At 72.0% G+C, this 24,635-nt stretch carries 18 protein-coding genes and 1 pseudogene; 9 read left to right on the top strand and 10 right to left on the bottom strand.

Annotation, left to right across the window (positions count from 1 at the left end; all coding sequences use genetic code 11):
* Positions 1 to 80: 80 nt before the first annotated feature.
* Positions 81 to 854 (top strand): isocitrate lyase/phosphoenolpyruvate mutase family protein, encoded by a 774-nt coding sequence (locus tag ABZ904_RS02390; RefSeq protein WP_359401861.1) that lies wholly within the window; start codon positions 81 to 83, stop codon positions 852 to 854.
* On the opposite strand, the gene ABZ904_RS02385 is transcribed toward ABZ904_RS02390, so the two are convergent.
* The 4 genes from ABZ904_RS02385 to ABZ904_RS02370 all read right to left on the bottom strand — a co-directional run bounded on the left by ABZ904_RS02385 (position 831) and on the right by ABZ904_RS02370 (position 4,157).
* Positions 831 to 1,430 (bottom strand): WHG domain-containing protein, encoded by a 600-nt coding sequence (locus ABZ904_RS02385; protein ID WP_359401864.1) that lies wholly within the window; start codon positions 1,428 to 1,430, stop codon positions 831 to 833. The genes ABZ904_RS02390 and ABZ904_RS02385 overlap by 24 nt on opposite strands.
* Positions 1,431 to 1,534: 104 nt before the next feature.
* Positions 1,535 to 2,965, bottom strand: a complete 1,431-nt coding sequence (locus tag ABZ904_RS02380) for a selenium-binding protein SBP56-related protein (RefSeq protein ID WP_361820682.1) — start codon at positions 2,963 to 2,965, stop codon at positions 1,535 to 1,537.
* Positions 2,966 to 3,129: 164 nt separating this feature from the next.
* Positions 3,130 to 3,324, bottom strand: coding sequence for a DUF397 domain-containing protein (locus tag ABZ904_RS02375; protein ID WP_361820679.1), 195 nt, complete (start codon positions 3,322 to 3,324; stop codon positions 3,130 to 3,132).
* A complete protein-coding gene (locus tag ABZ904_RS02370; RefSeq protein ID WP_361820677.1) occupies positions 3,321 to 4,157 on the bottom strand; it encodes a helix-turn-helix transcriptional regulator in 837 nt (278 codons plus the stop codon). Before ABZ904_RS02370 ends, ABZ904_RS02375 begins: the two co-directional genes overlap by 4 nt.
* 154 nt (positions 4,158 to 4,311) lie before the next feature.
* On the opposite strand from ABZ904_RS02370, the gene ABZ904_RS02365 reads away from it, so the two are divergent.
* On the top strand, positions 4,312 to 4,743 hold the full coding sequence (locus ABZ904_RS02365) for an ATP-binding protein (RefSeq protein WP_361820674.1): 432 nt from the start codon (positions 4,312 to 4,314) through the stop codon (positions 4,741 to 4,743).
* Positions 4,744 to 4,823: 80 nt separating this feature from the next.
* Positions 4,824 to 6,092, top strand: a complete 1,269-nt coding sequence (locus ABZ904_RS02360) for an MFS transporter (RefSeq protein ID WP_360990051.1) — start codon at positions 4,824 to 4,826, stop codon at positions 6,090 to 6,092.
* Positions 6,093 to 6,278: 186 nt separating this feature from the next.
* On the opposite strand, the gene ABZ904_RS02355 is transcribed toward ABZ904_RS02360, so the two are convergent.
* The 3 genes from ABZ904_RS02355 to ABZ904_RS02345 all read right to left on the bottom strand — a co-directional run bounded on the left by ABZ904_RS02355 (position 6,279) and on the right by ABZ904_RS02345 (position 11,916).
* Complete coding sequence (locus tag ABZ904_RS02355) at positions 6,279 to 9,176, bottom strand: glycoside hydrolase family 2 TIM barrel-domain containing protein (RefSeq protein ID WP_361820671.1); 2,898 nt, start codon at positions 9,174 to 9,176, stop codon at positions 6,279 to 6,281.
* Between the two features lie 94 nt (positions 9,177 to 9,270).
* Complete coding sequence (locus ABZ904_RS02350; protein WP_361820668.1) at positions 9,271 to 10,539, bottom strand: ROK family transcriptional regulator; 1,269 nt, start codon at positions 10,537 to 10,539, stop codon at positions 9,271 to 9,273.
* A gap of 129 nt (positions 10,540 to 10,668) precedes the next feature.
* Complete coding sequence (locus ABZ904_RS02345) at positions 10,669 to 11,916, bottom strand: FAD-binding protein (RefSeq protein ID WP_361820665.1); 1,248 nt, start codon at positions 11,914 to 11,916, stop codon at positions 10,669 to 10,671.
* A gap of 202 nt (positions 11,917 to 12,118) precedes the next feature.
* Between ABZ904_RS02345 and ABZ904_RS02340 the strand changes: the two genes are divergently transcribed.
* From ABZ904_RS02340 to ABZ904_RS02325, 4 genes are all read left to right on the top strand, one after another.
* Positions 12,119 to 13,450 carry a radical SAM protein gene (locus ABZ904_RS02340; protein WP_361820663.1) on the top strand — a complete coding sequence of 444 codons (1,332 nt, stop codon included), beginning with the start codon at positions 12,119 to 12,121 and terminating at the stop codon, positions 13,448 to 13,450.
* A gap of 216 nt (positions 13,451 to 13,666) precedes the next feature.
* The gene (locus ABZ904_RS02335) at positions 13,667 to 15,151 is read left to right on the top strand and encodes a cellulose binding domain-containing protein (RefSeq protein WP_361820660.1); all 1,485 of its coding nucleotides are present in this window, start codon (positions 13,667 to 13,669) and stop codon (positions 15,149 to 15,151) included.
* Between the two features lie 428 nt (positions 15,152 to 15,579).
* Entirely contained in the window at positions 15,580 to 16,689 is a 1,110-nt protein-coding gene (gene rsgA / locus ABZ904_RS02330) for a ribosome small subunit-dependent GTPase A (protein WP_359401896.1), read from the top strand.
* Between the two features lie 105 nt (positions 16,690 to 16,794).
* Positions 16,795 to 18,216, top strand: a complete 1,422-nt coding sequence (locus tag ABZ904_RS02325) for an AlkA N-terminal domain-containing protein (protein ID WP_360990069.1) — start codon at positions 16,795 to 16,797, stop codon at positions 18,214 to 18,216.
* 35 nt (positions 18,217 to 18,251) lie between these two features.
* Here the strand turns inward: ABZ904_RS02325 and ABZ904_RS02320 are convergent.
* Together ABZ904_RS02320 and ABZ904_RS02315 are read right to left on the bottom strand one after the other, a co-directional pair.
* Positions 18,252 to 18,532, bottom strand: a pseudogene (locus ABZ904_RS02320) (pyridoxamine 5'-phosphate oxidase family protein).
* Positions 18,496 to 19,749, bottom strand: coding sequence for a transposase (locus tag ABZ904_RS02315; RefSeq protein ID WP_360990072.1), 1,254 nt, complete (start codon positions 19,747 to 19,749; stop codon positions 18,496 to 18,498). The pseudogene ABZ904_RS02320 and the gene ABZ904_RS02315 overlap by 37 nt, the downstream one beginning before the upstream one ends.
* Positions 19,750 to 20,282: 533 nt before the next feature.
* Here ABZ904_RS02315 and ABZ904_RS02310 point away from each other — a divergent pair.
* Positions 20,283 to 21,506: an SGNH/GDSL hydrolase family protein gene (locus tag ABZ904_RS02310; RefSeq protein WP_360990075.1), complete on the top strand. Its 1,224-nt coding sequence runs from the start codon at positions 20,283 to 20,285 to the stop codon at positions 21,504 to 21,506.
* Between the two features lie 112 nt (positions 21,507 to 21,618).
* On the opposite strand, the gene ABZ904_RS02305 is transcribed toward ABZ904_RS02310, so the two are convergent.
* Positions 21,619 to 22,599: a helix-turn-helix domain-containing protein gene (locus tag ABZ904_RS02305; protein ID WP_360990078.1), complete on the bottom strand. Its 981-nt coding sequence runs from the start codon at positions 22,597 to 22,599 to the stop codon at positions 21,619 to 21,621.
* Positions 22,600 to 23,143: 544 nt separating this feature from the next.
* Between ABZ904_RS02305 and ABZ904_RS02300 the strand changes: the two genes are divergently transcribed.
* Complete coding sequence (locus tag ABZ904_RS02300) at positions 23,144 to 24,601, top strand: protein phosphatase 2C domain-containing protein (RefSeq protein ID WP_361820655.1); 1,458 nt, start codon at positions 23,144 to 23,146, stop codon at positions 24,599 to 24,601.
* Positions 24,602 to 24,635 lie beyond the last annotated feature (34 nt).

The raw sequence follows: 24,635 nt of genomic DNA, 5'->3' as shown, positions 1-24,635 counted from the left end.
GGCACCGCCGTGATCGGCCACGTCCTCGCACTCGTGGCCGGCAGGCGGCCCTCGTACCCCGCCGCAGGGGGTGATCCGTCGTGACCGCCTTCGCCGATCTCCACCACGCCGACGAGCCGCTCCTGCTGCCCAATGCCTGGGACCACGCCTCCGCGGCCGCCCTCGCCGACGCGGGGTTCGGGGCGATCGGCACGACGAGCCTCGGCGTCGCGGCTGCCGCCGGACTGCCGGACGGGGCCGCGGCGACCCGCGAGGCGACCCTGCGGCTGGCACGCGGGCTGGGCACCGGCCACTTCCTCCTGTCCGTCGACGCCGAGGGCGGCTTCAGCGAGGACCCGGAGCAGGTGGCGGAGCTGGCCCGCGAGTTGCGCTCGGCCGGGGCCGTCGGCATCAACCTGGAGGACGGGCTCGGTCCCGCCGCGGTGCACGCCGCCAAGATCGCCGCCGTCAAGTCCGCCGTGCCCGACCTCTTCGTGAACGCCCGCACCGACACGTACTGGCTCGGCGACGGGGATCCGAGGGACACGCGCAGCCGCCTCGACGCGTACCGGCAGGCGGGGGCGGACGGCGTGTTCGTCCCTGGTCTCGCCGAACCGCAACACATCGCGGAACTGGTTCGGTCCGTGGAGGTCCCGCTCAACATCCTGTACTCGCCCAGCGGGCCGTCCCTTCCCCAGCTCGCCGACCTGGGCGTGCGCAGGGTCAGCCTCGGGTCCCTCCTCTACCGCCGGGCCCTGGGCGCCGCGGTGGCAGCGGCGAAGACCGTCCGCTCCGGCCACCGGCCCGAAGGTACGGCCCCGTCCTACGACGAGGTGCAGGCCCTGGTCCCGTCACGCCCGGAGGCCCGGGGCTGACGCCGTGGTCCCACGGGGCCAGTGCTCCAGTGCCACATGCAGGGCGTCGACGGCCTTGTCCCAGGACGCCTGGACGTCCCGGGGCGCACCGAAGCCGCCCGCGGCCTCCAGCGCGCAGTAGCCGTGGAAGGTGCTGCGCAGCAGGCGCACCGCATCCGTGAGGTCGGGTTCCTCGAGGCCGTAGGCGCGGAGCATGCCGTAGGTGATCTCGGCGGTGCGGCGCAGGGCGGGGGAGTCGGCGACGAGGGACTGGTCGACACGGATCTGGGTGGCCGCGTACCTGCCCGGGCGTTCCAGCGCGTAGGCCCGGTAGGCGTCGGCGAAGGCGGCCAGCGCCTGCTTGCCCGCGCGTCCGGCGACCGCCGCGGCGATCCGGTCGATCATCTCGCCGCCGGCCAGCAGCGCCAGCCTGGTGCGCAGGTCCTGCAGGTTCCTGACGTGCGAGTAGAGGCTCGCGTCCTTCACCCCGAAGTGCCGCGCCAGTGCGGAGAGCGTGACCTGCTCGAAGCCGACTTCGTCCGCGAGGTCGGCCGCCGCCTCGACCACCCGCTCGACCGTGAGCCCGGCACGGGGCATGGGTGTGGCTCCTTACCTAGCGTTCCCAGGCGGAAGCCTAGCCTCGGCCGAATGCGGCTGGTCCCGCCGGGATGAGAACGTAAACAGGCGTTCGAGTGGTGGCTTCAGCGGCGGTAGCAGTACGAATCCGAGGAGGCGTCGCCGCCTTGCAGCCGCGTCTGGTGCACGCGCAAGCCGAGGAAGTCCGGGCCGTGCGGGAAGAAGCGGCTGTCGACCGAGAGCCCGCCGTGCGAGGTGTCGGCGTCGAGTTTGACCATCCACGGGTCGATGCCCGCGGGATAGAACTGCGCGTCCCAGGCGGAGTACAGGGAGTTCGTCAGGTACACGCGCCGCCCGTCGCGGCTGAGCTCGACCATCTGCGCGCCGCCGGTGAGCGGAAGGTCCGGCTCGGCGGGATGCGGCTGCCGGCTGACGACGCCGCCGAGGCGCACGGACGAGGTCTGCCGCGGATGGAACGGGTCGCTCACGTCGTACTGGAGCAGATCGCCGGTTCCCCACGCGGACACGTACAGCCACCGGTCGTCCACCGACAGGTCGATGTCGGTGATGCACGGGAGCACGGCGCCGAACGGCTGCAGCGCCGGGGGCAGGTCCTCCGTCTGCGCCGGCTCGGCGGGAACGGTGATCACCTTGCGGACCACGTAGTCCTCGCCCTCCCGGTTCCACAACCACACCGACGCCGACAGGTCCTCCACGTTGACCACGGTGTTCGCGAACCCCCACGTCGCCTCGGGGTCGTGCGCGGGACGCAGCTCCAGCACCATCTGGTTCTCGTCCCCCAGGTCGACGCGCTGCAGGTGCCGGCCGGAGTCCAGCTCCCAGAAGTGCAGTGAGTGGCCGTACCGGCGGCCCAGCAGCAGTTCGGGGACAAGGCCGTCCTCGATCATCGAGGGAGTCCCCCACTCGCTGGTCACGGCGATGTTCTGGCGCAGATGCCACCAGACGTCGTAGGCGAACCACTGCGGTCCGCGGTCGCTCTCCCAGGCCCGCAGCACGTCGAAGCTCTCGTGGTCCAGCAGCGCGACGCCGCCGGGCCCGTCCGCACCGTCCGCGCCGCCCAGGCAGGACAGGAACACTCCGTCGGGGCCGCAGTGGAGGGTGTGCGCACGGGAATATCCGGCCTTGGCCGCCAACTCCTCGGGCTCGACCACCTTGACCAGGCGGGGGCGGGCGGGATCAGGACCGGTGTCGAAGACGTGCAACCGGGAGGAGCGCAGTCCTGGGACGATGAGGTAGCGCCGCGCCGCGTGATGATGACCGGCGTGCGCCAGCGCGCTCGAGCAGGCGTTCCAGCCGAAGTGATGCAGTTCGTTGCCCAGGTCGGGCAATGCGGCGTGGGAGGTCACGCGGCCGTATTCGGGGGATCCGGGGTCGGTGACGACGGTGAACAACGCGTCCGCGCGCTGTGCGGTCGGGTCGAAACCGACGACATAGGCGAGCGTCTCCGGGGGCGCGGCGATGGCGTCCGCCGGAGAGCGGTACAAGGTGGGATCCCTGTGCTCGTCGCGGTCCTGGGGCTGATCGGTCGTCGTCATGGCTGTCCCTTCTCCCGAACGGGAGCCTGGAACCCGGGGGACCCCTGAGAGGCAGCCGGGCTCGCCCGGCCGAGAGCGATGTGCGGACGCCGGACATATGTCCCATAAGCCAGCGTTTCACAGCCCCGAAGCACTGCCAAGCCGGGTCCGCGACGTGCCCGAGGCTAGCCTGCGCAGTCCGCGCCGATGTGCCGGCAGAACTCGGCCCAGGCGGTGGGGGCGAGGGTGAGCCGCGCACCGGCGGTGTCCTTGGAGTCGCGGACGTGGACGGTGGTGGGGCAGAGGGCTACTTCTACGCAGTCGCCGGAGCTGTCGCCGCTGTAACTGCTTTTGAACCAAGTCAGTTCGGTCGTGCTCATAGTGCTCCTCGCATCCGTTCCAGCAGGCCCCTGGAATCGCCCGGGGTGAGAGCCTGTGAGCGCAGTTTCGCATAGCGCATGTGGAGCACACTGATCGTTTTCGGATTGACGATGAGCTGTCCGCTCTCCTGGCCTTCGCAGTATCCGAACCACTCGTTCTCGGCTGTTTCCAACAGCTGCACGGGTCCGTTCAGCCCGGCATGCACGTCGCGGTCCATCGGCATCAACTGAAGCTCGACATTGCGCAGTTCCGTCGACTCCAGCACGTGGTCGATCAACTCACGGGTGACCTCGACCCCGCCGGTCCGCCGTTCGAAGACGTACTCCTCGACGATGAAGCTGAACGCGGTACCGGGCCGTTCGGCGAGGAGCGACTGCCGCTCCAGACGAGCGGTGACCATCGCCTCGATCTGCGAGTCGGTGAGCAGGGGCAGGCGCTCGCTGAACAACCTCCGCGCATACGCCTCCGTCTGCAACAGGCCCGGCACCAACCGGCTTTCGAACGTGTAGAGGCTGATCGCCTGCTCCTCCAGTTCCGCCCACTGCCGGAACCAGGACGCCAGCCCCTTCTCCCGTCCCACGTGCTTGTACGCACCCTTCAGCGCGCCGAAGGCGTCCAGTACCTGTTCGGCCCGTTCGACGAACACACGGGGTGGGAAGCGCCGTCCCTGTTCGATCGACGCGACCGTCGAGGGCTGGTACCGCACAAGCGGCGCGTACTCCTCCTGTGTGAGGCCCGCACGCCTGCGGAATGCCTTGTGGACCGCGCCGAAGCCTTTCAGACTGTCGGACGCTTCCGGCTCGTTCGTGGTGCCGATGGTGCTGTCGGTCATGCCGGGAACCCCCGAGTGCAGTGGTGCCAACCCCGCCAAGTCCCTTATGGTCACGCACCGTTACGCACACTGTCCACCGCGTGAACTCGTACGGGTCGCGGCGTACGAGTGCCGTACCTGGTTGGACACGGGTGATCTCGGGGACTTTTGGGTCATGTGCGCAGAACCACGACTCCATGAGCCCGTCACCGTACGTACGTTCACTCAGCTCTTCAGCAGTACACCGAGGGGTGCCCGGCTCGCGCGGTGGCTGGTCGCCCATCGCATGGACGTGTGGGGGTTTCCGTACGACGGGGACGCGGGCGAGATCGTGACCCTGGTCGTGGCCGAACTCGCGGCCAACGCCGTGCGGCACGGGCGGGTGCCCGGGCGGGACTTCCGTCTCCGGCTGGTCCTGCGCGACGGGGTCGTACGCGTCGAGGTGGCCGACGGGCGGACGGAACGGCTGCCCGTGCTCCGGAAGTCGCGCGGCGAGGAGGGCGGGTACGGTCTGATGCTCGTCTCCGCGGTCGCCGAGCGGTGGGGCGTGGAGCCGCGGGTCGGCTGTGCGTACAAACTGGTCTGGGCGGAGGTGAGGGTCGCGTGAGCCCGAAAAACCCGTGGGGCGCGCCGGTCCGGTCGGCGTACGGTGGTGCGTCTTGATCGTTCGGCGGGACGGGGCCAGGGATGTCGGGTGACCCAGAGGTGCGGGCGAAACGGCCGGCGCAGGACAGGCGAGGGCCGGGGCGCAGCCGTGACTTCCGGATCTTCTGGGCCGCGCAGACCCTGTCGTTCCTCGGGGACTCCTTCGCCCTGATCGCGCTGCCCCTGCTGGTGCTGGAGGCCACCGGGTCCGTCGCCCGGATGGGGCTGTTGACCGCGGTCGGCGGGGCCGCGTCGGTGCTGGCGGGCGTCTTCGCCGGCGTGGTGGTGGACCGGGTGGACCGCAGGAAGCTGCTGATCGCCTGCGACCTGGTCAGGATGGTGCTGTACGCGCTGATTCCGCTGCTGTGGCTCGCCGGGCCGCGCATCTGGCTGCTGTACGCGGTGCTGCCCGTGTGCGAGGCCGTCGGCATGCTGTTCGCGGTCGGGTACGTCACCGTCGTACGCCAACTGGTCGCCCCGGAGCGGATCACCGCCGCCAACGGCCGGCTGAACGCGACCGCCGCGGCGGCGGGGGTGGCCGGTCCGCTGGGCGCGGGCGTCGTGGCCGCATGGGCGGGTCCGGCCGCCGCGGTCGCGGTGGACGCGGCGAGTTTCGGGGTGTCGGCGCTGTGCCTCTGCTTCGTGCGGTTCGGGCGGGCCGTACCGCCCGAACCGGCGGCGGCCGGACGGCGGCTGTGGCGTGACCTGCTCGCCGGGGTGTCCTTCCTGCGCAGTCACCGGGTGCTGCGGGCCCTGACGGTGCTGCTGTCCCTGTTCAGCTTTCTGGAACTGGGCCTGAACGACCTGCTCATCTACCACCTCAAGCACGACCTCGGACAGAGCGACGGCACCGTCGGCACCGTCCTCGCCGTCGGTGCGTTCGGCTCGATCACCGGGGCTCTGCTGGTCGCCCGGATCCGGCACGGGCTCGGTTTCGGCCCCACCTGGATCGGCGCGGTCACCGTCTGCGGCTGTGCGATGGCCGGCATCGGCTGGGCGCGCGACGTGCCGGCCGTCGCCATCCTGATGGCGGCGTTCGTCGGTGGCGGCAGCATCGCGGGAACGTGCTCCATGTCCCTGCGCCAGCAGGTGACCCCCGAGCATCTGCTCGGCCGGGTCACCTCGGCGTTCTGGACCATCCACTACTCCGCGGCCCCGATCGGCGCGGCCGTGGTCACCTGGGCGGCCCAGCACCACGGCACGGCGCCGGTGGGCGCGGTGGCCGGCGCGGCGTGCGTGGGCATCGCGGCACTGGGCCTGTTCACCCCGGTGAGCGCTCGCCGCCCGGAGGTGGCCGCCGAGGCCGCTTGAGGACGGGCCCGGCCCTCACCCGTTCCCCCGTACGCGACCCGGGCACCGGCTCTCCCGGTCCGGGCGAGCGCCCTGGTCGGCGACGGGAAGCCGACGGCCAAGGCCACGAATCCCGCGGCTTACGACGGTCCCGCGGCCGGACGGCTGAAGCGCCTGCCGGCCGCGGACGGCCCATGACCGTGCCGGTCAGCCGATCTCGGAGAAGACGAAGGAGAACTCCGTGGGCTCGGCCCGCAGGAAGTACTGCGGGAGTGGGCCCGGACCGCACGACTGCGAGCCGATGCCGTGCTGACCGTGGTCGAGGTTCACCCACACCGTGTCCCCCGCGACGAGGTCGGTGAGGTGACGGGCGGCGTCCAGTTGTTCGCTGGTCCAGCGCCGGGCGCTGAACCAGAACTCCGGGTCGCCCTCGATCCTGAGGCCGCCGATCTCCGCCCAGCGGATGTCGGCACGGGCGCCGTTCTCCTGCGGCCGTACGTACGGCGTCTGCAGCCCGTCGACCGTGGACTCCCAACGGCCGATCAGCGAGGCGGCCTTGGTGTCCGGGTACCCCTCGCCGGGGCCGCCGCCGAACCACCGCACACGGTCCGCCGAGCCGGCCAGCCCGAAGCGGATCCCGAGCCGCGGCAGCGGCACCGTCCAGTCGCCCTCCCGGGCCACGGACACGGTCAGCCGCAGCCGGTCCCCGTCCGACGTCCAGCGGTACACCGTGGCGAAGCCCAGCTCCCGGGCCGCGGGCGCGACCCGGGTGCGCACGGTCAGCGCGTCGCCGCTGCGTTCCACCCCGTCCAGGCGGTGCCGCATGCGGTGCAGACCGAGCTTGCGCCACAGCAGTCCGTTGCGGGTGTCGCTCTGCCACGCGGCGCCGTCGTCGTTGTCGGTGGGCGCCCGCCACACATCCAGGCGCAGACCGGTCACGTCCACCGCGCCGACGGACGTCAGCGCGCCCGTCCGGGCGTTGAAGGTGGCCGGGCCGAGGGTGAAGCGGCCGTCGCCGGGGACCGGGCCCGCACTCTGGGCGACCCGTACCGCCGGGCGGGCGGTCACGGGGAACTGGCCCCAGGCCACCTCGTGGCCCTTCGGTCCCCACGCGGTGCCGGACGCCAGCAGCGCCCGTACCGTCCACTGCGTCTCACCGGCGCCGGTCTCCGGCGGCTCGGGGAGTTTCACGTCCGCCCACTCGCCCGGCGCGAGCGGGGGCACCGGCAGCGTGCCCGACTCGACCGTCTCCCCGTCGAGTTGATAGGACCATTCGAAGGTGAGAGCGGAGAGGTCGGCGAAGTCGTACGCGTTGCGGACCCGTACGGTCCCCTCCGGCCCCCATTCCTCGATCCGGACCGGTTCGACGACCTTCTTGTACTCGATCAGGCCCGGCGAGGGCCTGCGGTCCGGGAACAGCAGCCCGTCGCAGACGAAGTTCCCGTCGTGCAGCTCCTCACCGAAGTCACCCCCGTATGCGAAGCCGTACCGCTCGTCCTTGATGCCGTGGTCGATCCACTCCCAGATGAACCCGCCCTGGAGCCGGTCATGGCTCTCGAAGAGCCGCTGGTAGTCGGCGATGCCGCCGGGGCCGTTGCCCATCGCGTGCCCGTACTCGCAGAGGATGAAGGGGAGTTCACGGCGTTTGAGGGTGCCGCCGTCCAGACCCCGGCCGATCCTCTCCACCTCGCCGTGATAGGCGTACATCCGCGAGTACATGTCCGTGTCACGGCAGTCGATGTCGCCCTCGTAGTGGAGGAGCCGCGAGGAGTCCCGGCCGTGGATCCACTCGGCCATCGCCGTCAGGCCCCGGCCGGTGCCGGCCTCGTTGCCCAGGGACCAGACGACCACCGAGGGGTGGTTCTTGTCCCGTTCGACCATGCGGGCGGCGCGGTCCAGGAGCGCCGGGGTCCAGCGGTCGTCGTCGACGGGGTTGTCGCGCCAGGCCTGCTCGACGAAGCCGTGGGTCTCCAGGTCGCACTCGTCGATCACCCAGAGGCCGTATTCGTCGCACAGATCCAGGAAGGCGGGGTGCGGTGGGTAGTGCGAGGTGCGTACGGCGTTGACGTTGTGCCGCTTCATCAGCAGGACGTCCTCGCGCATGGTCTCCGGATCGAGGGCGCGGCCCTTCTCCGGGTGCCACTCGTGCCGGTTGACACCCTTGAAGAGCACCGGCCTTCCGTTGACCTTGATCAGGCCGTCCTCCAGCACGACCGTGCGGAAACCGATCCGCAGCGGCACCCGTTCGCCCTCGGTGACCAGTTCGCCGTGGTACAGCCTCGGGGTCTCCGCGGTCCACGGCTCCACGGCGACGGTCATGGGTTCGCCGGTCGCGACGTCGATGCCGAGGGCGGCCACGGCGACCCGGCCGTCCACGTCCGAGTCGACCCTCAGCGTGCCCTCGCCGGACCGGTGGTCGTACGAGGCGTGCACGAAGAAGTCCAGGACGCAGCCCGCCGGGCGGTGCAGCAGCGTGACGTCGCGGAAGATGCCCGGCAGCCACCACTGGTCCTGGTCCTCCAGGTACGAGCCCGCGGACCACTGGTGGACGCGGACCGCGAGCACATTGCCGCTCGGCTTGAGCAGATGCCCGGCGGCGAACTCGTGCGGCAGCCGGGAGCCCTTGAACTCGCCGAGTTCCGTGCCGTTCAGCCACACGCGGGCGCACGACTCGACGCCGTCGAAGCGCAGCACCGCCCCGCCGTCCGACGGCCAGTCGTCCGGCAGGTCGAAGACGCGGAGATGGTCACCGGTCGGGTTCTCGGTCGGCACGCGCGGCGGGTCGACCGGGAAGGGGTAGAGGTGGTTGGTGTAGATGGGGGACCCGAACGAGCCGTCGCCCTGGAGGACCCAGTGGCCGGGCACCGAGAGCTCCGCCCAGTCGGCCGCGTCGAATCCTGGAGCGGCGAACGAGTCGTCCTCGGCGTCGGCCGTGGCCGACAGCCGGAAGCGCCAGCTGCCGTTGAGGGAGAGGGATGTGGCGTCGGAGGACGCGTACCGGGCGCGCGGCGGCAGGGCACCGCTGCCCGGCGAGACGTCCTCTACGTAGTCGTTGACCGAGTGCGGCGAAGAAGCCGGGAGTCCGGGGGAGCTGCGGAAGGACATCGTTCTCCTGGTTCGTTGTGCGACGTCAGGAATGCCGAAGGCGACGGAGTGCGAGCCACCGCGGGGGCGGCCCGCTGCGACCTCCGCACCCCCCTCACGAAGGCGATGCGGCAGGCCCCCTTGCGGGGGCGGTGCGGTCGGCGGACTGCGCTGTTCCTCTGCGGGGTGTGCCGGCCGGCTGGAGCGCCCCTTCGAGGGCGAAGGTCGCGGCCCCGAGGCACACCGGGTCGGTGGGGATGGGGGACAGGACGATCTCGGTGGCGGCGAAGGGCCGGCGCAGCGCGCGCCGCTCGACGGCCGCGCGCACCTCGGTCAGCAACGGCTCGCCGAGCGCGGCGGCGACCCAGCTGCTGAGCACGACCACCTCCGGATTGAGGAGGTTGACGAGGTCGGCGATCCCGGCGCCGAGGTAGCGGCCGGTGTCCTGGAGGACCTTGAGCGCGACCGGGTCCTCGGCGGCGGCCGCGCGGGTGAGCGCGTCGATCGTGGCGGTCTGGTCCTCGGGGTGCAGCAGCGGGCTGCCCGGGCTGAGCTCCCGCAGGTTCAGCATGATGCCGGGCGCCCCGACGTAGGTCTCCACACAGCCGTGGTTGCCGCAGTGGCACAGCCGCCCGTCCAGCACCAGCGTGGTGTGTCCCCACTCGCCGGCGCTGTTGCTGACGCCGCGGTGCGGCCCGCCGCCCAGTGCGAGCCCGGCTCCGACGCCGGTGCCCAGATTGACGACCACGGCGTCCCCGCGTCCGCGGGCCGCCCCGAACCACAGCTCGGCGACCGCGCAGGCGCGCAGCGGACTGTCCAGGTACAGGGGGTGGGCGATGTGTTCGGCGAGCAGGTCGAGCAGCGGAACGTCGTGCCAGTCCCAGTTGTGGGCGTACTCGCAGACGCCGCGGTCCCGGTCCACCTGGCCCGGCACGCTGACACCGACGCCGAGCACGCGGGACCCCTCCACCCGGGCCCGTTCGACCACCGAGCCGACCGCCGCCGCCACATGACCGACGACCTGCTCGGGGTGTCTCTCGCCGGGACGCATGTCCTCGTCCGCGCGGGCCAGCATGTTCAGGGCCAGGTCGAACAGCTCGACACGCACGTATGTCTCCGCGATGTCGACGCCGATCAGGGCGCCGCCGGAGGCGTTGACGGCGACCAGTCCGCGCGGCCGGCCGCCCGCCGAGTCCTCGAACCCGACCTCGGTCAGCATCCCGAGGTCGAGCAGCTCGCCGACGAGCGTGGCGACCGTGGCCAGACTGAGCCCGGTGGCTGCCGCCAGCTCCTGCCGGGAGGTGGGGGAACGGGCGATGATCTGGCGCAGTACCTCGTAGCGGTTCGCGGTGCGGATGTCGCGTGAGGTGCGCTTCGCGGACACGTTCCCTCGGTCCCTCCGGGCCCGGCGGGGCCCAGTGCCCGGCCGGCGCGAGCCTATGCCGGGGACCGCCTTTCTACAAGGGGTTAGGAAAGGGGCTGTACGAAGCATCGGAGGCCACCGGCGTCGCCCTCACGGAAGCTCGAGGGCGCTGCGGACGAACGCGTTGCGGAACTTGCCGGAGGGGTCCAGCTCCACCGCCGACGTGGTGAAGTCGCCGAGCCGGGGGTAGCGCTCGCCGAGCACCCGGGCGGGCACGGTGAACACCTTGCCCCAGTGCGGCCGGGGCGCGAAGGCGTCCAGAGCCTGCTCGACCAGGCGCACCACGGGCAGGACGGCCGCCGTGTCCTTGACCCAGGTGAAGTGCACCGCCACGGTGTCCCGCCCGTAGGACGGACTCAGCCACTGCGTGTCGGCGGCGACCGTGCGCACTTCGCAGGTCTGGAGCACGGGGGCCACCGTGCCGCGGACGGCGTCGAGGGCGTGCAGCGCGTCGAGGGCGCAGGAGCGCGGCATCAGATACTCCGACTGCAGTTCGGCGCCGCTGCTCGGCATGAAGTCCGCCCGGAAGTGGGGCAGCCGCTCGTGCCAGGGGCCGGCCACGCCGAACTGCTGGGTGCAGTTGACCGCGGGCATGCCGGGTACGGGGTGCAGCGCCTCGGTGGCCGGCGCGGCCCACGGGAAGTCCGGCAGCGGCTGGTCGGTCCGCCGCTTCAGCCACACCTGCCGGAAGCCCGGCTCCCGCCAGTCCGTGAACAGGCTCACGCTGTACGCCGTTCCGGCGACCGTCTCGAAGTCCAGTCCTTGCAGGGGGAGCTCGGTGAACACGTGCTGCTCGACCTCGTAGTCCGGCTCCAGGCCGAGGGTGAGCGCGGTGACCACACCGAACGCGCCGAGCGAGGTCACGGCGCCGTCGAAGTGTCTCTCGCCCCGGGCGATGCGCATCGTGGAGCCGTCGGCCGTGATCAGCTCCACCTCGCGCACCGCCGAGGCGAGCGAGCCGTTGGCGATCCCCGAGCCATGGGTGCCGGTCGCGACCGAACCCGCGACCGAGATGTGCGGCAGCGAGGCCATGTTGTGCAGTGCGAGCCCGTGCCGGTGCACCACGCGGGCGAGCTCGGCGTACCGGACGCCTCCGCCGACCCGTACGGTGCGGGCCGCGGTGTCGACCTCGACCTCGGACGGCAGATCGGCCAGCGAGAGCAGCACCCCGTCGACGCCCGCCTCGGCGATGTCGTTGAACGAGTGCCCGCTGCCCAGGACCCGTACATGCGCGCTGTCCGCGACGAGGGAACGCAGCGCGTCGAGCGACCGCGGGCGGTGCAGCTCCTTCGCGGCGTAGGTGATGTTGCCCGCCCAGTTGGTCACGGTTCCGGTCATTCCGTCGTCCCTCCCCGTGGCCTCGGCCACGCACACGCAGTCACCTGGAACCTACATCGACCCCCTATGAGGCGCCGCCGCCCGCTCCCGGACATCGCCGTTCCGGCGCACATCGCACGGCACGAGGGGACCCGGCACCGCCGGCGGACGGGCGGGGGCATACCGTGAGTAGTCGAACGCCTGAGCCGGGAGGAGACACGGGATGGGCAGCCGCACCGCACTGGTCGAGGATCTGATGGAGCGATTCCCGCACGTTCCGCGGGAAGCCGTCTTCAAAGAAGATCTGCTCCGCGGGGGTGTGGCCTTCGACGCGTCCGCCCTGTCCGACAACGAGGACGGCGAGGTCAAACCGAAGTCCTACTTCATCTTCTCCTTCGACCACGGCACCCTGCCCGAGCTGGGCGAGGCGGCGCTGCGGCGCCCGCCCGAGGAGATCATCCTCACCGGCGGCCCGTACGACCTGCGCCGGACCGTGGTGTCCGTACGGGTCAATCCGACCTCGCCGTACCGCGTGGCCGCGGACGGGGACGGGCTGCTCGGGCTCTACCTCGACGGGCACAGGATCGCGGACGTGGGCGTGCCGCCCATGCCCGAGTACTACCGGCACACCCTCTCCAACGGGAAGTCCGTGATGGAGGTGGCCCCCACCATCCAGTGGGGCTACCTGATCTACCTCACCGTCTTCCGTGTCTGCCAGTACTTCGGCGCCAAGGAGGAGTGCCAGTACTGCGACATCAATCACAACTGGCGGCAGCACAAGGAGGCCGGGCGGCCCTACACCGGTGTCAAGGACGTCGAGGAGGTCCTGGAGGCGCTGGAGATCATCGACCGGTACGACACCCAGAAGGCCTCCACCGCCTACACGCTCACCGGCGGCGCGATCACCAAGACGGTCGCCGGCCGTGACGAGGCCGACTTCTACGGGCACTACGCCAAGGCCATCGAGGAGCGCTTCCCGGGCCGCTGGATCGGCAAGGTCGTCGCCCAGGCGCTGCCGAAGGACGACGTACAGCGCTTCAAGGACTACGGCGTGCAGATCTACCACCCCAACTTCGAGGTGTGGGACCGGCGCCTGTTCGAGCTGTACTGCCCAGGCAAGGAGCGCTACGTCGGCCGTGACGAATGGCACCGGCGCATCCTCGACTCGGCCGAGATCTTCGGCGCGCGCAACGTCATCCCCAACTTCGTCGCGGGCGTCGAGATGGCCGAGCCCTTCGGCTTCACCACGGTCGACGAGGCGATCGCCTCCACCACGGAGGGCCTGCGCTTCTTCATGTCGCACGGCATCACCCCGCGCTTCACCACCTGGTGCCCGGAGCCGACCACCCCCCTCGGCAAGGCCAACCCCCAGGGCGCTCCGCTGGAGTACCACATCCGGCTGCTCGAGGCCTACCGGGCCACGATGGACGACTTCGGGCTCTCCTCGCCGCCCGGCTACGGCCCGCCCGGACCCGGCCGCGCGGTGTTCTCCGTCAGCTCCTTCATGGACAGCCTGCCGGCGCACGAGGAGACCGAGGAGCCGACCCGCGCGTAACGATGGCATCACGTGCCCCGGTGAGCTGAGCCGAAGCAGGGCGCGATCCGTACAACTCAACAGTGCGCGACGACGGCTGTGGCAAGTGAATACGCCGCTTGTCAGTTGTGTGAGAAGCGTGAAAGGCTCTGGGCCAGTCGTGAGATGATCCTCAACTCCCATGGTCCCCGGGCGAGTTGACTCTGCCTGTGGAAGCAGTTGATGCAGGAGCCTTCCATGCCCGAGCTGCCCACCCCCCAGGACGCCGCCGAGGCCGCGCTGTTCTCGGAGTGCTGGGACGCGGTGCTGTCGTACGCCGACCTGTGCACGTCCGGTACGGCGGCCGGCAGGCAACTGGCCACCGAGGCGTTCACCCAGGGCATCCAGGAGGCCCGTGCCGCCGCGGCCCGGGCAGGAACCGCCGGACGCCGCGCCCCGCGGCTGCCCGGCATCCCCCTGCTGCTCACGGCGGTGCGCAGTACCACGGCCGCATGGGAGGCGGAGGGCAAGGGACATCTGCTCGACCCCGAGCTGCGGCTGTGGCTCAACTCCGGCAAGGCCGCGCGGTACACCGGCCCGCCCCTGCAGCGTCCCTTGGCCCTGCGCGGGCTCAAGGACATGCAGGAGGCGGACGCCGCGCTGCTGTGGCTGGCGGAGGTGGAGGCGCTGCCGCTGCCCGACGTGGCCCGCAGGCTCGGCCTCGACCCGGCGGCCGTGGCCACCGAACTCGCCCAGGTACGGGCGCTGTTCAGGGACCGCTGCCGGCGCAACCACCTCGACACCCCCATGGACGCCGACTGCCGCAGGTACGCGCGGCTCCTCGACGCGGTCACCCGCGCGTCGGCCCCTGAGACGCCCGAGGACCTCTCGCGTCACCTCGCCACCTGCGTGGAGTGCGCGGAGGCGGCCGCCTGTCTGCGGCTGCACGGCGGAGGAACGCCCGCCGCGCTGGCGAGCGGAGTGATCGGCTGGGGCGGCCTCGCGTATCTGGAGCGGCGGCGCCGGGCGGCGGAAGCCGGGCTGACCGGCGGGCGCACGGACGCTGGCGCGGACCGGGGCATCGCCGTCGGCGCCGTGACGCGGCCCCGGATCGGCCGCGCGGGCCTCCTGGCCACCGCCGTCGTCGTGTCCGCGCTGGCGCTGACGGTCTCGCTCATGCAACTCGGCGACTCCGGCGGGCCGACGGCCGACGGCGACACGGCCGACAGCCAGGCCGTGGCCGAACCGGCACCGCCCCTCCCGTCCGTCCCCGACAGCAGCACGAGTGGCACCTCCCCGACCGCGCACCCAGGCGGCTCGGCCACCGGCACCAAGAGCGGGGACTACGACACCGAACCGCAGGGCACGTCGACGAGTCCGGTGGAGGACACGCCGACCGCGTCCACGCCTGCCCGGCGGACGCCGTCGCCCTGCCGGGTGAAGTACCACCTGGACGACGAGTGGCATACCGGGTTCCAGGTCGCGATCACGGTCACCTCGACCACGGCGCTCGACGACTGGAACATCACCTGGACGTTCGACGACGGCCAGCACATCACCCAGATGTGGGACGGCATCTTCACCCAGGCGGGGTCCGAGGTCACCGTGAAGGCCGCCGACTACAACAAGAAGGTCGCCGCGAACGGCACGTTCGCGTTCGGTTTCCTCGCCTCGAAGCACGGCGGCAACGCCGTGCCGCACGACTTCATGGTGAACGGGGTCGGTTGCTCGACGGTGGGCTGAGACGACCCGAGCCCATCACGTCGGCGAGCCGCAGCCGGGACCGCTCGTGCCCGGGTGGCCACGCGTCCGCTCCACCCGCCCCGGGCCCAACCCCCATGCCCACGAACGGAACCGTCCGCACGCGTGCCCGAGGTTCGTGGTCACGGCCTCATTCCCGACGGCCCGTGACGTGCCGCAGGGCTCGAAATAAATCGGTGGCGGCCCTGAACGCGGCGCTTCTATGGTGGGGGCGCTTCTCGTGGTGGCAGTGGGCTGCCACGGCCGGCCGAGTGAAGAACCGGAGGTGTGACCCATGGCTGTCTCTGTGATGGGCGCTGCCCGCAACCAGGAATTCGTCCGATCCACCTCCTCGGTCTCCGGCTGACCCTTCCCACGTCTTCCGCGCCTGCGGGCGCGCGCCGGGGGCCACCTTTGTGAAGGGTTCCCCCTTGAAGCTGTCCTCTCTTTCGTCTTCCTCGGCTGCGCCGCACCCTCTCGCTCCCTACGGCTGGGACGGGGACTGGGAGACGCAGTTCGCTCCCTACGCCGAGCAGGACCTCCTGCCCGGACGTGTCGTACGGGTCGACCGCGGCCAGTGCGACGTGGTCACCGCCGGCGGGGTGCTGCGCGCCGACACCGCCTTCGTCACCCCGCACGACCCCCTGCGGGTGCTGTGCACCGGCGACTGGGTCGCCGTCGAACCCGGGGGCAACCCCCGGTATGTCAGCGCGTATCTGCCGCGCCGCACCGCCTTTGTGCGCTCCACCTCCTCCAAGCGGTCCGAGGGGCAGATCCTCGCCGCCAACGTCGACCACGCGGTCGTCGCCGTATCGCTCGCCGCCGAACTGGACCTCGCACGCGTCGAACGCTTCCTGGCACTGGCCTGGGAGTCCGGAGCCCAGCCGCTCGTGGTGCTGACCAAGGCCGACGTCGTGCCGCACGCGACGACACTCGGGCACCTCGTCCAGGACGTGGAGGCGGTCGCACCCGGCGTGCCGGTGCTGCCGGTCAGCGCGCAGCGCGGGGACGGCCTCGACGTCCTCGAGGCGGTCCTCTCCGGCGGCACGTCCGTACTGCTCGGACAGTCCGGAGCGGGCAAGTCCACGCTCGCGAACGTGCTGCTCGGTGAGGAGGTCATGGACGTGCAGGCCACCCGGGACATGGACGGAAAGGGCCGGCACACCACGACCACGCGCAACCTCCTCGTGCTGCCGGGCGGCGGAGTCCTCATCGACACGCCGGGGCTGCGTGGAGTGGGGCTCTGGGACGCCGAGAGCGGTGTGAGCCAGGTGTTCTCCGAGATCGAGGAACTGGCCGCGGAGTGCCGGTTCCACGACTGCGCGCACGTGGCGGAGCCGGAGTGCGCGGTGCGCCGCGCGGTGGAGTCCGGAGAGCTGTCCGAGCGGCGGCTGGAGAGCTACCGGAAGCTGCTGCGCGAGAACGAGTGGATCGTCGCCAAGACCGACGCGCGGGTACGGGCGGAACGGCGCCAGGAGTGGAAACGGAAGGGGGCGGAGGGCCGGGCGGCGATGGAGGCCAAGCGGGGACGGTTGCGGTAGCCGCGACGGCACGCCGCGGGCCGTCGTGCCCGCGGCGTGCCGCGTCCGGACGTCATGTCCGAAACCCGCCGGAACAATGCCGCGCCACGGCGCACACTGGACGACATGACCGAGGAAGACACCAGGTACGAGGCGGTGCGCAGCCGGGACGCCCGGTTCGACGGCGCGTTCTTCTTCGCCGTCGCCACGACCGGTATCTACTGCCGGCCCAGCTGCCCCGCCGTGACGCCCAAGCGTCGCAACGTGCGGTTCTATCCGACGGCCGCCGCCGCGCAGAGCGCCGGGTTCCGCGCCTGCCGGCGGTGCCGTCCGGACGCCGTGCCCGGCTCCGCCGAGTGGAACGTGCGCGCGGACGTCGCGGGGCGGGCCATGCGCCTGATCAAGGACGGCGTGGTCGACCGCGAAGGTGTCGCCGGGCTCGCCCTGCGCCTCGGCTACAGCGCTCGTCAGGTGCAACGGCAGCTGACCGCCGAGGTCGGAGCCGGACCCATCGCGCTCGCCCGGGCCCAGCGGGCCCACAGCGCCCGCCTGCTGCTGCAGACCACCGAGCTGCCGGTCACGGAGATCGCCTTCGCGGCCGGGTTCGCCAGCGTGCGCCAGTTCAACGACACGATCAAGGCGGTGTACGCGGCCACTCCGCGCGAGCTGCGCGCCACGGCGCCCCGGGACAGAGGGGCCGCCGGCCGCGAGGCGGAGGCGTCGGCGGGGATCGCGTTGCGCCTCGCGTACCGCGGCCCGTACCAGTCCGCGGCGGTCTTCGACCTGCTCGCCGCCGAAGCGGTGCCGGGCATCGAGGAGGTGTCGGGCCGGCCCGGGCGCCGGATCTACCGGCGTACGCTCCGGCTGCCGTACGGCACCGCCGTCGTCGCCGTCGGCGAGCGTCCGGGCCGCCCGGCGTCCCGGACGGGCGGGGACGGTCACCCCGGCGGCTGGCTCGACGCCCGGATCCATCTCACCGACCCCCGCGACCTGACCACTGCGGTCCAGCGGGTGCGGCGGCTGTTCGACCTCGACGCGGACCCGTACGCCGTCGACGAGCGTCTCGCCGCCGATCCCGGGCTCGCCCCGCTGGTCGCCGCCCGTCCGGGACTGCGCTCACCGGGTGCGGCGGACCCCGAGGAGTTCGCCGTGCGCGCGCTCGTCGGCCGGAGCCGGGCCGGGGAACTCGTCCAGCGCTACGGGAAGACGCTCGACGCGTCGCACGGCACCCTGACCCACACCTTCCCGGACCCCGCCGTGCTCGCCGAAGCCGGGCTGCACGGCACACCGGCCGCCCTCGCCACCGCGCTCGCCGACGGCACCCTCCGCCTCGACGCGGGCGCCGACCGCGACGACGCCCACGAGGCACTGCTCGCGCTGCCGGGCATGGATCCGCACACCGCCGCGATCATCCGCACCCGCGCCCTCGGCGACCCCGACGTGGCACCGCCGGACGAGACCGTCCCGGACGCCTGGCGCCCCTGGAGGTCATACGCCCTCAGGCACCTGCGGACGGCGAGCGGGTCCGAGCCGTCCCTCGCTCCGTGAGGGACCCCGCGAGGTGACGATCGCCCCGGCGAGGTTCAGGCCTGCTCGACCTCCAGACCCCAGCTGTGGATCCGCCGCGGACGGATCCGGATCACTTCGTCGCTGAAGTGCGGCCCCAGATCGTGCGGACCGGTGAGGAGTTCCGCTGGCCGCCGATCAGGATGGTCCCGTCCTCCTGGAGGAAGAAGCCGACCGGGTTGGCCTGGGGCTGTCCGTGCGGATCGACGGTGGCCAGCCGCCCGAGTCGCTGGGAGTGCAGATACGCGCGTTCGGCATCAGTCAACTGCCCGTCGCTGAGGCGACGGTGCTTGCACAACGGGCGTCACTGGCTGTGGCGCTGCGTTTGCGTCCTGTCCCACCTGGTTGTCTCGGGGGTGGGGCTGGGGTGGTTGACTGCACCCCGCGTCGCCACAACTCCCACGCGCGGGCGCGGATGTTGCGGGAGGCGTTGTGGTCCGCGTGCGCAACGACGCCGCAGGACCGGCATGCGAACCAGGCTTGCGAGACCCGGTTCGCATTGTCGAGGTAGCCGCACTCGGCGCAGGTGCGGGAGGTGTACGCCGGATCGACGTACACCACCGGCACCCCCGCGCGGCGGGCCTTATAGGCGATGAACTGCCCCAGTTGGTGAAAGGCCCAGCTGTGCAGGGTGGCCCGTTGGGGCTTGCGAAGCCGTACCCGCTCGCGGATGCCCGTCAGATCTTCCAGGGCGATTCCGCGACCGGTGCGTTCTGCCTCGGCCACCACATGTTTCGCGATCTTGTGGTTGATGTCCCGCGCCCGCCGCGCCTCCTTGCGCCGCCGCTTCTTCAGCCGCCGCCTGGCGGACGGGGTGCTCTTCTTCTGCAGCTTGGCCCGCAGCGTGCGTTCCCGGACCCGGATCCGGTTGAGCGCCCGCCCGGCCATGAGCTGGCCGTCGGACGTGGTGGCGATGTTGACGATGCCCAGGTCGATGCCGAGGAAGTCCACCGGATCCGTGTTCGGCGCGGCTTCGGGGACCTCGCAGGTGGCCAGCAGGAACCACATGCCGTCCCGCACCAGCAGATCGGACTCGCCCTTGCGGCACCGGGCCAGGGTGGCCAACTGCTCCCCACCGGCGGTGAACGCCACGTCCCGCATCCGCCCGTGCACGGTCCAGATCGAGATGCGCCGCTCGGCCATCTGCCAGGACAGCATCCGGTCGTCATACGGCTGCGCGCTGTGCGGCCGGAAGGTGATCGGCTTCCCGATGGCCTTCCGATAGCGCTTCGAGCCGGGCTTGCCCAGATTCCCGGCCTTCAGGTTCGCCCTCAACGCGGCATACGCGTCGCACGTCTTCTTGATCACGTGCTGGGCGGCCTGCGCACCCAGCCCCCACCGAGCCTTGATCTCACCGTAGGTGTGCTCGCGCAGCGCGAAGTTCCGCTTCACATCCTTTTCGAACGCCACACCGCTAGCCCAGCTGGCGGCCTCGTTGCAGGCGCGCAGGGTCGCCTCAAGTGCCGCCGCCTGCACGGGCGTCGGCAGCAGCTTCACCTGCACCACCAGCTTCACACCCGCGACGCTACCCGGCCCCTCCGAGCCCGCGCATTCGAACACGAGAACTTCCCTCACCCGGACCCAGCTGCGCAGCGCTCCGCGACGACGAAGGCTGCGGCACTCTGCGCCGCCCACTTGAGGATGCGTTTCCCCCCGGGCGTAAACCCCCAGGGTCCCTGGCAAGAATCATGCTGAATTCACCCATGCCGACAGCCAAGCGCTCCCGGCCACCGGCCTGCATCGGAAACCGGTTCGAGCCGGCCCCCGGTCCATCGGCCTGGTCCGTCGGCGCCAGCCGCTCCCCGACGTCGGCCAGAAACCACGTCTGCGGGGATTCCCTCCGAAGAACAGGGATGGATCTGCTGCAGCGTGCTCGTGGCCGCAAACGTTAGTTCCGTGGGCGGACGACGGCGACCGAATTGTTCTGTGGGCGGTCCGTACGCCCGACCGTGTGACGATGCGTTACCTCGCCGGTGGGTCCTGGGAAGTCTTCGAACGCTTCCCGGCCCCGCGTCCCGGGGCCGCCGGTGGAAAGAGGGCGCATCCATATGATCCGGTTGGCCCGCGCAAGGGGAACACGGCGTCGCTTCCTCGCCGTCCTGGCCCTCACCCTGCTGTCGACCGCGGTCGCCGCCCCGGGTGCGTCCGGCGGGACCGAGACGGCTCCCCGGTGGACCGGTACCTGGGAGGCGGCCCCCTCCGGCACCGCCCCCGCCCTGCCCGGCGTCTCGATCCGCAACGTCGTGCACGCCAGCGTCGGCGGCAGCGCCGCCCGCATCCGCGTCTCCAACCGCTTCGGCAGCGCGCCGCTCCGACTCGACGCCGTCACGGTGGCGTTGCGGCGGGGGATCGGTGCCGAGGCCGTCCCGGGCTCCCTGCGCATCGCGACCTTCTCCGGCGCGACCTCCGTCACCGTGCCCGTGGGGGAGGACCGTGTCACCGACGCCGTCCCCCTGCGCGTCCCGGCCGACGCAGACCTGCTCATCACCGTGCACACGTCCGCCGACTGCGGCCCGGCCACCTACCACCGCACCGCGATGCAGACCAACTACCTGGCCAGGAACGACAACCGGGCCGCCGACACCAGCGGAGCCGCTTACACCACCACGGTCTCCCACTGGTACTACGTGACCGGTGTGGACGTCCTGCGTCCCGCGCTCGCCGGCAGTGTGGTGGCCCTCGGCGACTCCCTCACCGATGGCACCGGCACCTCCCAGGGGACCAACCACCGCTGGCCCGACCTTCTCTCCGAGCGGCTGCGTGCGCTCCCGGCGAGCCGCAGACCCGGCGTCCTGAACGCCGGGATCGCCGGCAACCGCCTCCTGCTGGACGGAGTCGGCCCGAGCGCCCTGGCCCGGTTGGACGCCGACGTCCTCACCCGCACCGGAGCCCGCACCGTGATCGTGCTGGAGGGTGTCAACGACCTCAAGGACACACCGGGCCAGACCGATCCGGCCGCCTTCGTACGGGCGTACCGGCAGATCGTGACCCGTGCGCACGCCTACGGCCTGCGCGTCATCGGGGCCACCCTCACACCGTTCGGCGGCCACCAGCGTTGGACCCCGGAACGCGAGCGTCTGCGCCATGAGATCAACGCCCTCATCCGCGGCGGCATCTTCGACGGGATCGCGGACTTCGACAGGGCCGTACGGGACCCCGCCCGCCCGGATCGCATCCTGCCGGACTACGACCCGGGCGACCATCTGCACTTCAACGACGCGGGCGCGACGGCGCTCGCGGACGCGATCGACCCGGCGGCCCTCGAGCGCTGACGGGCGGCCAGGCGGGCACACGCCGGCCGGGGACCGTCCGTCCAAGGGAGCGACGTCATGGAGCCGGGAGAGATCCGAGGGGCCGGCGCGTGAATCGCCCCGCAGTCCAGGCTCAGTCCCGGGCTACCCAGCCCCGCTCGTACGCGTGCCAGCCGAGCTGCAGCCGGGTCGTCACCCCGGTCAGCTCCATCAGCCGTTTCACCCGGCGCTGCACCGTGCGCAGGCCCAGGTCGAGCTGCTTGGCGACGCTCGCGTCCGTCAGCCCCGCGAGCAGCAGGGACAGCACCTGGAGATCGGTGCCGTCGGGGCCGTCCAGCGGCTGCTCGGTGACGCCGGACGCCCCGAGCCGCAGCGGCAGCGCGTCCCGCCACACCGACTCGAACAGGCCGGACAGGAGCTCCAGCAGTCCGCTCGCGTGCACGACGAGAGCGGCGGGTTCCGCGGTGTGCGTGGTCAGCGGCACCATGGCGATCGACCGGTCGGCGACCACCAGCTTGGTCGGCACCTTGTCGACGACCCGCACCTGTTCGTCGCGGCCGAGCGCGGCGGTCAGCTCGGTGATGCCGTCGGGCCGGTCGAGCACCGCCCGTTCGACCACCACCCGGTAGTGCACCCCGCGCTGCGCCGCCTGCTCCTCGGCGTCGTTCTCCATGCCCGACACGGCGACCGGGGTGCCGGTGACCAGGGCGCACACCTCCTCGGTCGCCGCGAGCTGAAGCTGCAGGAAGCGCCGGCCGACCCCGGCCGCGCCGATCACCACTTCGACCAGGTCGTGCACGGCGGGCTCCGCGGCCGCCGCCCGGTACTCCTCGGCGAGCAGCGCGGCCGCCAGTTCGGCCTTCTCCAGTTCGTGGCGCTGCTGGGTGAGCAGCGCGCCCAGCGCCACTCCGGGGGGCGCCGCGACCCAGCGGCCGGGCCGGGCCGACGACTGGGCCGCGAGTCCGTGCCCTTCGAGCCGGCGCAGGGCGCGCTCGGTGTCCTGCTCGCCGAGGGTCAGCCGCCGCGCCAGATCGGGCACGTCGGCGGCGCCCACGGACACCAGCGCCCGGTACGCCGACTCGTGCGTCTCGTCCAGGCCTATCACTGCCAGCATCAGCCGGTCGCCCCTCCCCGAATAAAAGCCGCACGGTACGGCGTCGTGGCGGAAATCAGCCACGGCACAAACCCGCCTCGGGACATCATCGCCCTACCCCCTGTCCGTCTGCCAAGGTGACGCCATCGCGGTGTCGACCACTGCCCGCTGTACCCGCTTACGGCCCGTTCAGCCTGCGCGGATGCCGTCTGCGGTCCTCCGGAGGGACGTACCGGAGGCCCTGATGCCGGTCGTCGCACGCGCCGGCCCGGTGCGCCGGGCCGGCCGGCACTTCGGGACAGCGGTTCACACCCGGCCTCACCTGGCCGTAGGCCAGTGGCCGCACGAACGTGACGGGGCGCCGGAGGCGTGCCGGGCCCTGTCACCGCGGTGCCGCCGGACGGTTCCCCTGTGGGGGGTGGGATCGTCCGGCGGTCCGCCTCCCGGTGGCCGGTTTCGGACCGCAGTTCGAGGTGTCGTCCGACGTGCGGATCGCAGACCGGTCGCCTGGCCGGATTTTCCTGATGCGCCGTTTATTCACGCCCCTCGGTGGACAATCGGGGGCATGAGCCAGCAGGGGTGGAGCCCCACCGAGAACGCGGACGACTGGTGGGGGCAGTTGTACGACGACGCCACCGGGGACACGGGACCGGCCCCCGCGGCGGACAGCCTCGACGACCGTTTCGCCTCCGCCGTGGGGACGGTGGCAGACCGCGGCACCCGGGCCGGGGCCGAGGAGCCGCTCCCGTCGGCGGGCGCCGGCACGTCACCGCCCGGGAACGGGACGGCCCCCCCGGCCGTACCCCGCGCGGACACCTCCGCGCCGCCCGCCGGGCCCACCGGTTCCTCCCGGCTCGTGGCTCCGCTCGATTGGGGTGGCCCTCCCGCCCGCGGCCCGGCGCCGTGGGAACCGCCGTCCGCCAGGTCGACGGGCCCTCTGACCTTCCCCTCTCCGTCCAGGCCCGCTGCCCTCGAGGCCGGCCCCGCCTCCAGCGACCGTGACGTTCCGGCCGTCGCCGCGGAGGCGGAGCCCCGGCTCGCCCGAACCGGAACAGTGCCTGCCGTCGACTACGTGGGCTCCGGGCCGCCCACCTACGACCCCGAGCCCACCGCCCTCCCGCTCGCCGACCCGGACGACCTCGGCGACCTGGTCGCCGACACCGTGCTGGACGGGGCGCGCTACGGGGCCTGCACGCTGCGCGCGGTCTCGGTGCGCGGGGATTCGGCGCGCTACCGGGGCGAGCCGCGCCGGGACGCCCTGTTCACCGCCCGCTTCGGCACCGGCGACCAGGCGCTCGTCCTCGTCGCCATGGCGACCGGCGCGCGGGCCGCGCCCGGTGCGCACCTGGCCGCGGCAGAGGTGTGCCACTGGATCGGGCGTGCCGTCGGGCGCAGTCACCTCCGTCTGAGCGAGGACATCAGGGCCGACCGGCGCGGCGACCTCAAGTCGGGCCTTCAGCGGCTCACCGACCGCAGTTTCGGCAAGCTGCGCGCCGACGCCGTCGAACGGAGCCTTGACCCCGAGGAGTACACGGCCACGCTGCGCTGTCTGCTGCTGCCCGCCGACCCGTCCTGTCGTACACGCGTCTTCTTCGGCGTCGGCCCGGGCGGCCTGTTCCGGCTGCGGGACGGCGAGTGGGAGGACATCGAGCCGCACGGGACCGAGGCGGCGGGCGAGGCCGTGATGGGGTTCGGTTCGCTCCCGTCCGAGACCCCCGAAGGCGACCGGATCACCATGGACCTGGCCCTGACGACGCCTCCGAGCCCCTATGAGCCGGCCCCCGAGCCGCCCCATGACCCCTTCCGCTTCCGTGCGTCCATCGCCCGTCCGGGTGACACCCTGCTGCTGTGCTCGGGTGGTCTCGCCGAACCGCTGCGCGGCGAACCGCTTCTCGCCGAACACCTCACGGAGCGCTGGTCGGCGGGCGGGCCACCGGGCCTCGCCGCGTTTCTCGCCGACACGGCGGTGCGGGTGAAGGGCTATGCCGACGACCGTACGGCGGCCGCCGTTTGGGAGGCGTGATGGCGGTCGCTGTGGATTGATGGACCCAAGGCAA

Source organism: Streptomyces sp. NPDC046900 (assembly GCF_040644975.1).
Taxonomy (GTDB): domain Bacteria; phylum Actinomycetota; class Actinomycetes; order Streptomycetales; family Streptomycetaceae; genus Streptomyces.
Note: the sequence above shows the minus strand (reverse complement) of the source record. Positions and strands in the feature narration are given on the sequence as shown.

Bases quoted from the DNA above. Each gene is read 5' to 3' on its own strand.
- ABZ904_RS02370 (WP_361820677.1), bottom strand. From the start codon at position 4,157: ATGACCGACAGCACCATCGGCACCACGAACGAGCCGGAAGCGTCCGAC.
- ABZ904_RS02385 (WP_359401864.1), bottom strand. From the start codon at position 1,430: ATGCCCCGTGCCGGGCTCACGGTCGAGCGGGTGGTCGAGGCGGCGGCC.
- ABZ904_RS02340 (WP_361820663.1), top strand. From the start codon at position 12,119: ATGGGCAGCCGCACCGCACTGGTCGAGGATCTGATGGAGCGATTCCCG.
- ABZ904_RS02345 (WP_361820665.1), bottom strand. From the start codon at position 11,916: ATGACCGGAACCGTGACCAACTGGGCGGGCAACATCACCTACGCCGCG.
- ABZ904_RS02365 (WP_361820674.1), top strand. From the start codon at position 4,312: ATGTGCGCAGAACCACGACTCCATGAGCCCGTCACCGTACGTACGTTC.
- ABZ904_RS02300 (WP_361820655.1), top strand. From the start codon at position 23,144: ATGAGCCAGCAGGGGTGGAGCCCCACCGAGAACGCGGACGACTGGTGG.
- ABZ904_RS02325 (WP_360990069.1), top strand. From the start codon at position 16,795: ATGACCGAGGAAGACACCAGGTACGAGGCGGTGCGCAGCCGGGACGCC.
- ABZ904_RS02305 (WP_360990078.1), bottom strand. From the start codon at position 22,599: ATGCTGGCAGTGATAGGCCTGGACGAGACGCACGAGTCGGCGTACCGG.
- ABZ904_RS02360 (WP_360990051.1), top strand. From the start codon at position 4,824: ATGTCGGGTGACCCAGAGGTGCGGGCGAAACGGCCGGCGCAGGACAGG.
- ABZ904_RS02310 (WP_360990075.1), top strand. From the start codon at position 20,283: ATGATCCGGTTGGCCCGCGCAAGGGGAACACGGCGTCGCTTCCTCGCC.
- ABZ904_RS02335 (WP_361820660.1), top strand. From the start codon at position 13,667: ATGCCCGAGCTGCCCACCCCCCAGGACGCCGCCGAGGCCGCGCTGTTC.
- ABZ904_RS02355 (WP_361820671.1), bottom strand. From the start codon at position 9,176: ATGTCCTTCCGCAGCTCCCCCGGACTCCCGGCTTCTTCGCCGCACTCG.
- ABZ904_RS02380 (WP_361820682.1), bottom strand. From the start codon at position 2,965: ATGACGACGACCGATCAGCCCCAGGACCGCGACGAGCACAGGGATCCC.
- ABZ904_RS02375 (WP_361820679.1), bottom strand. From the start codon at position 3,324: ATGAGCACGACCGAACTGACTTGGTTCAAAAGCAGTTACAGCGGCGAC.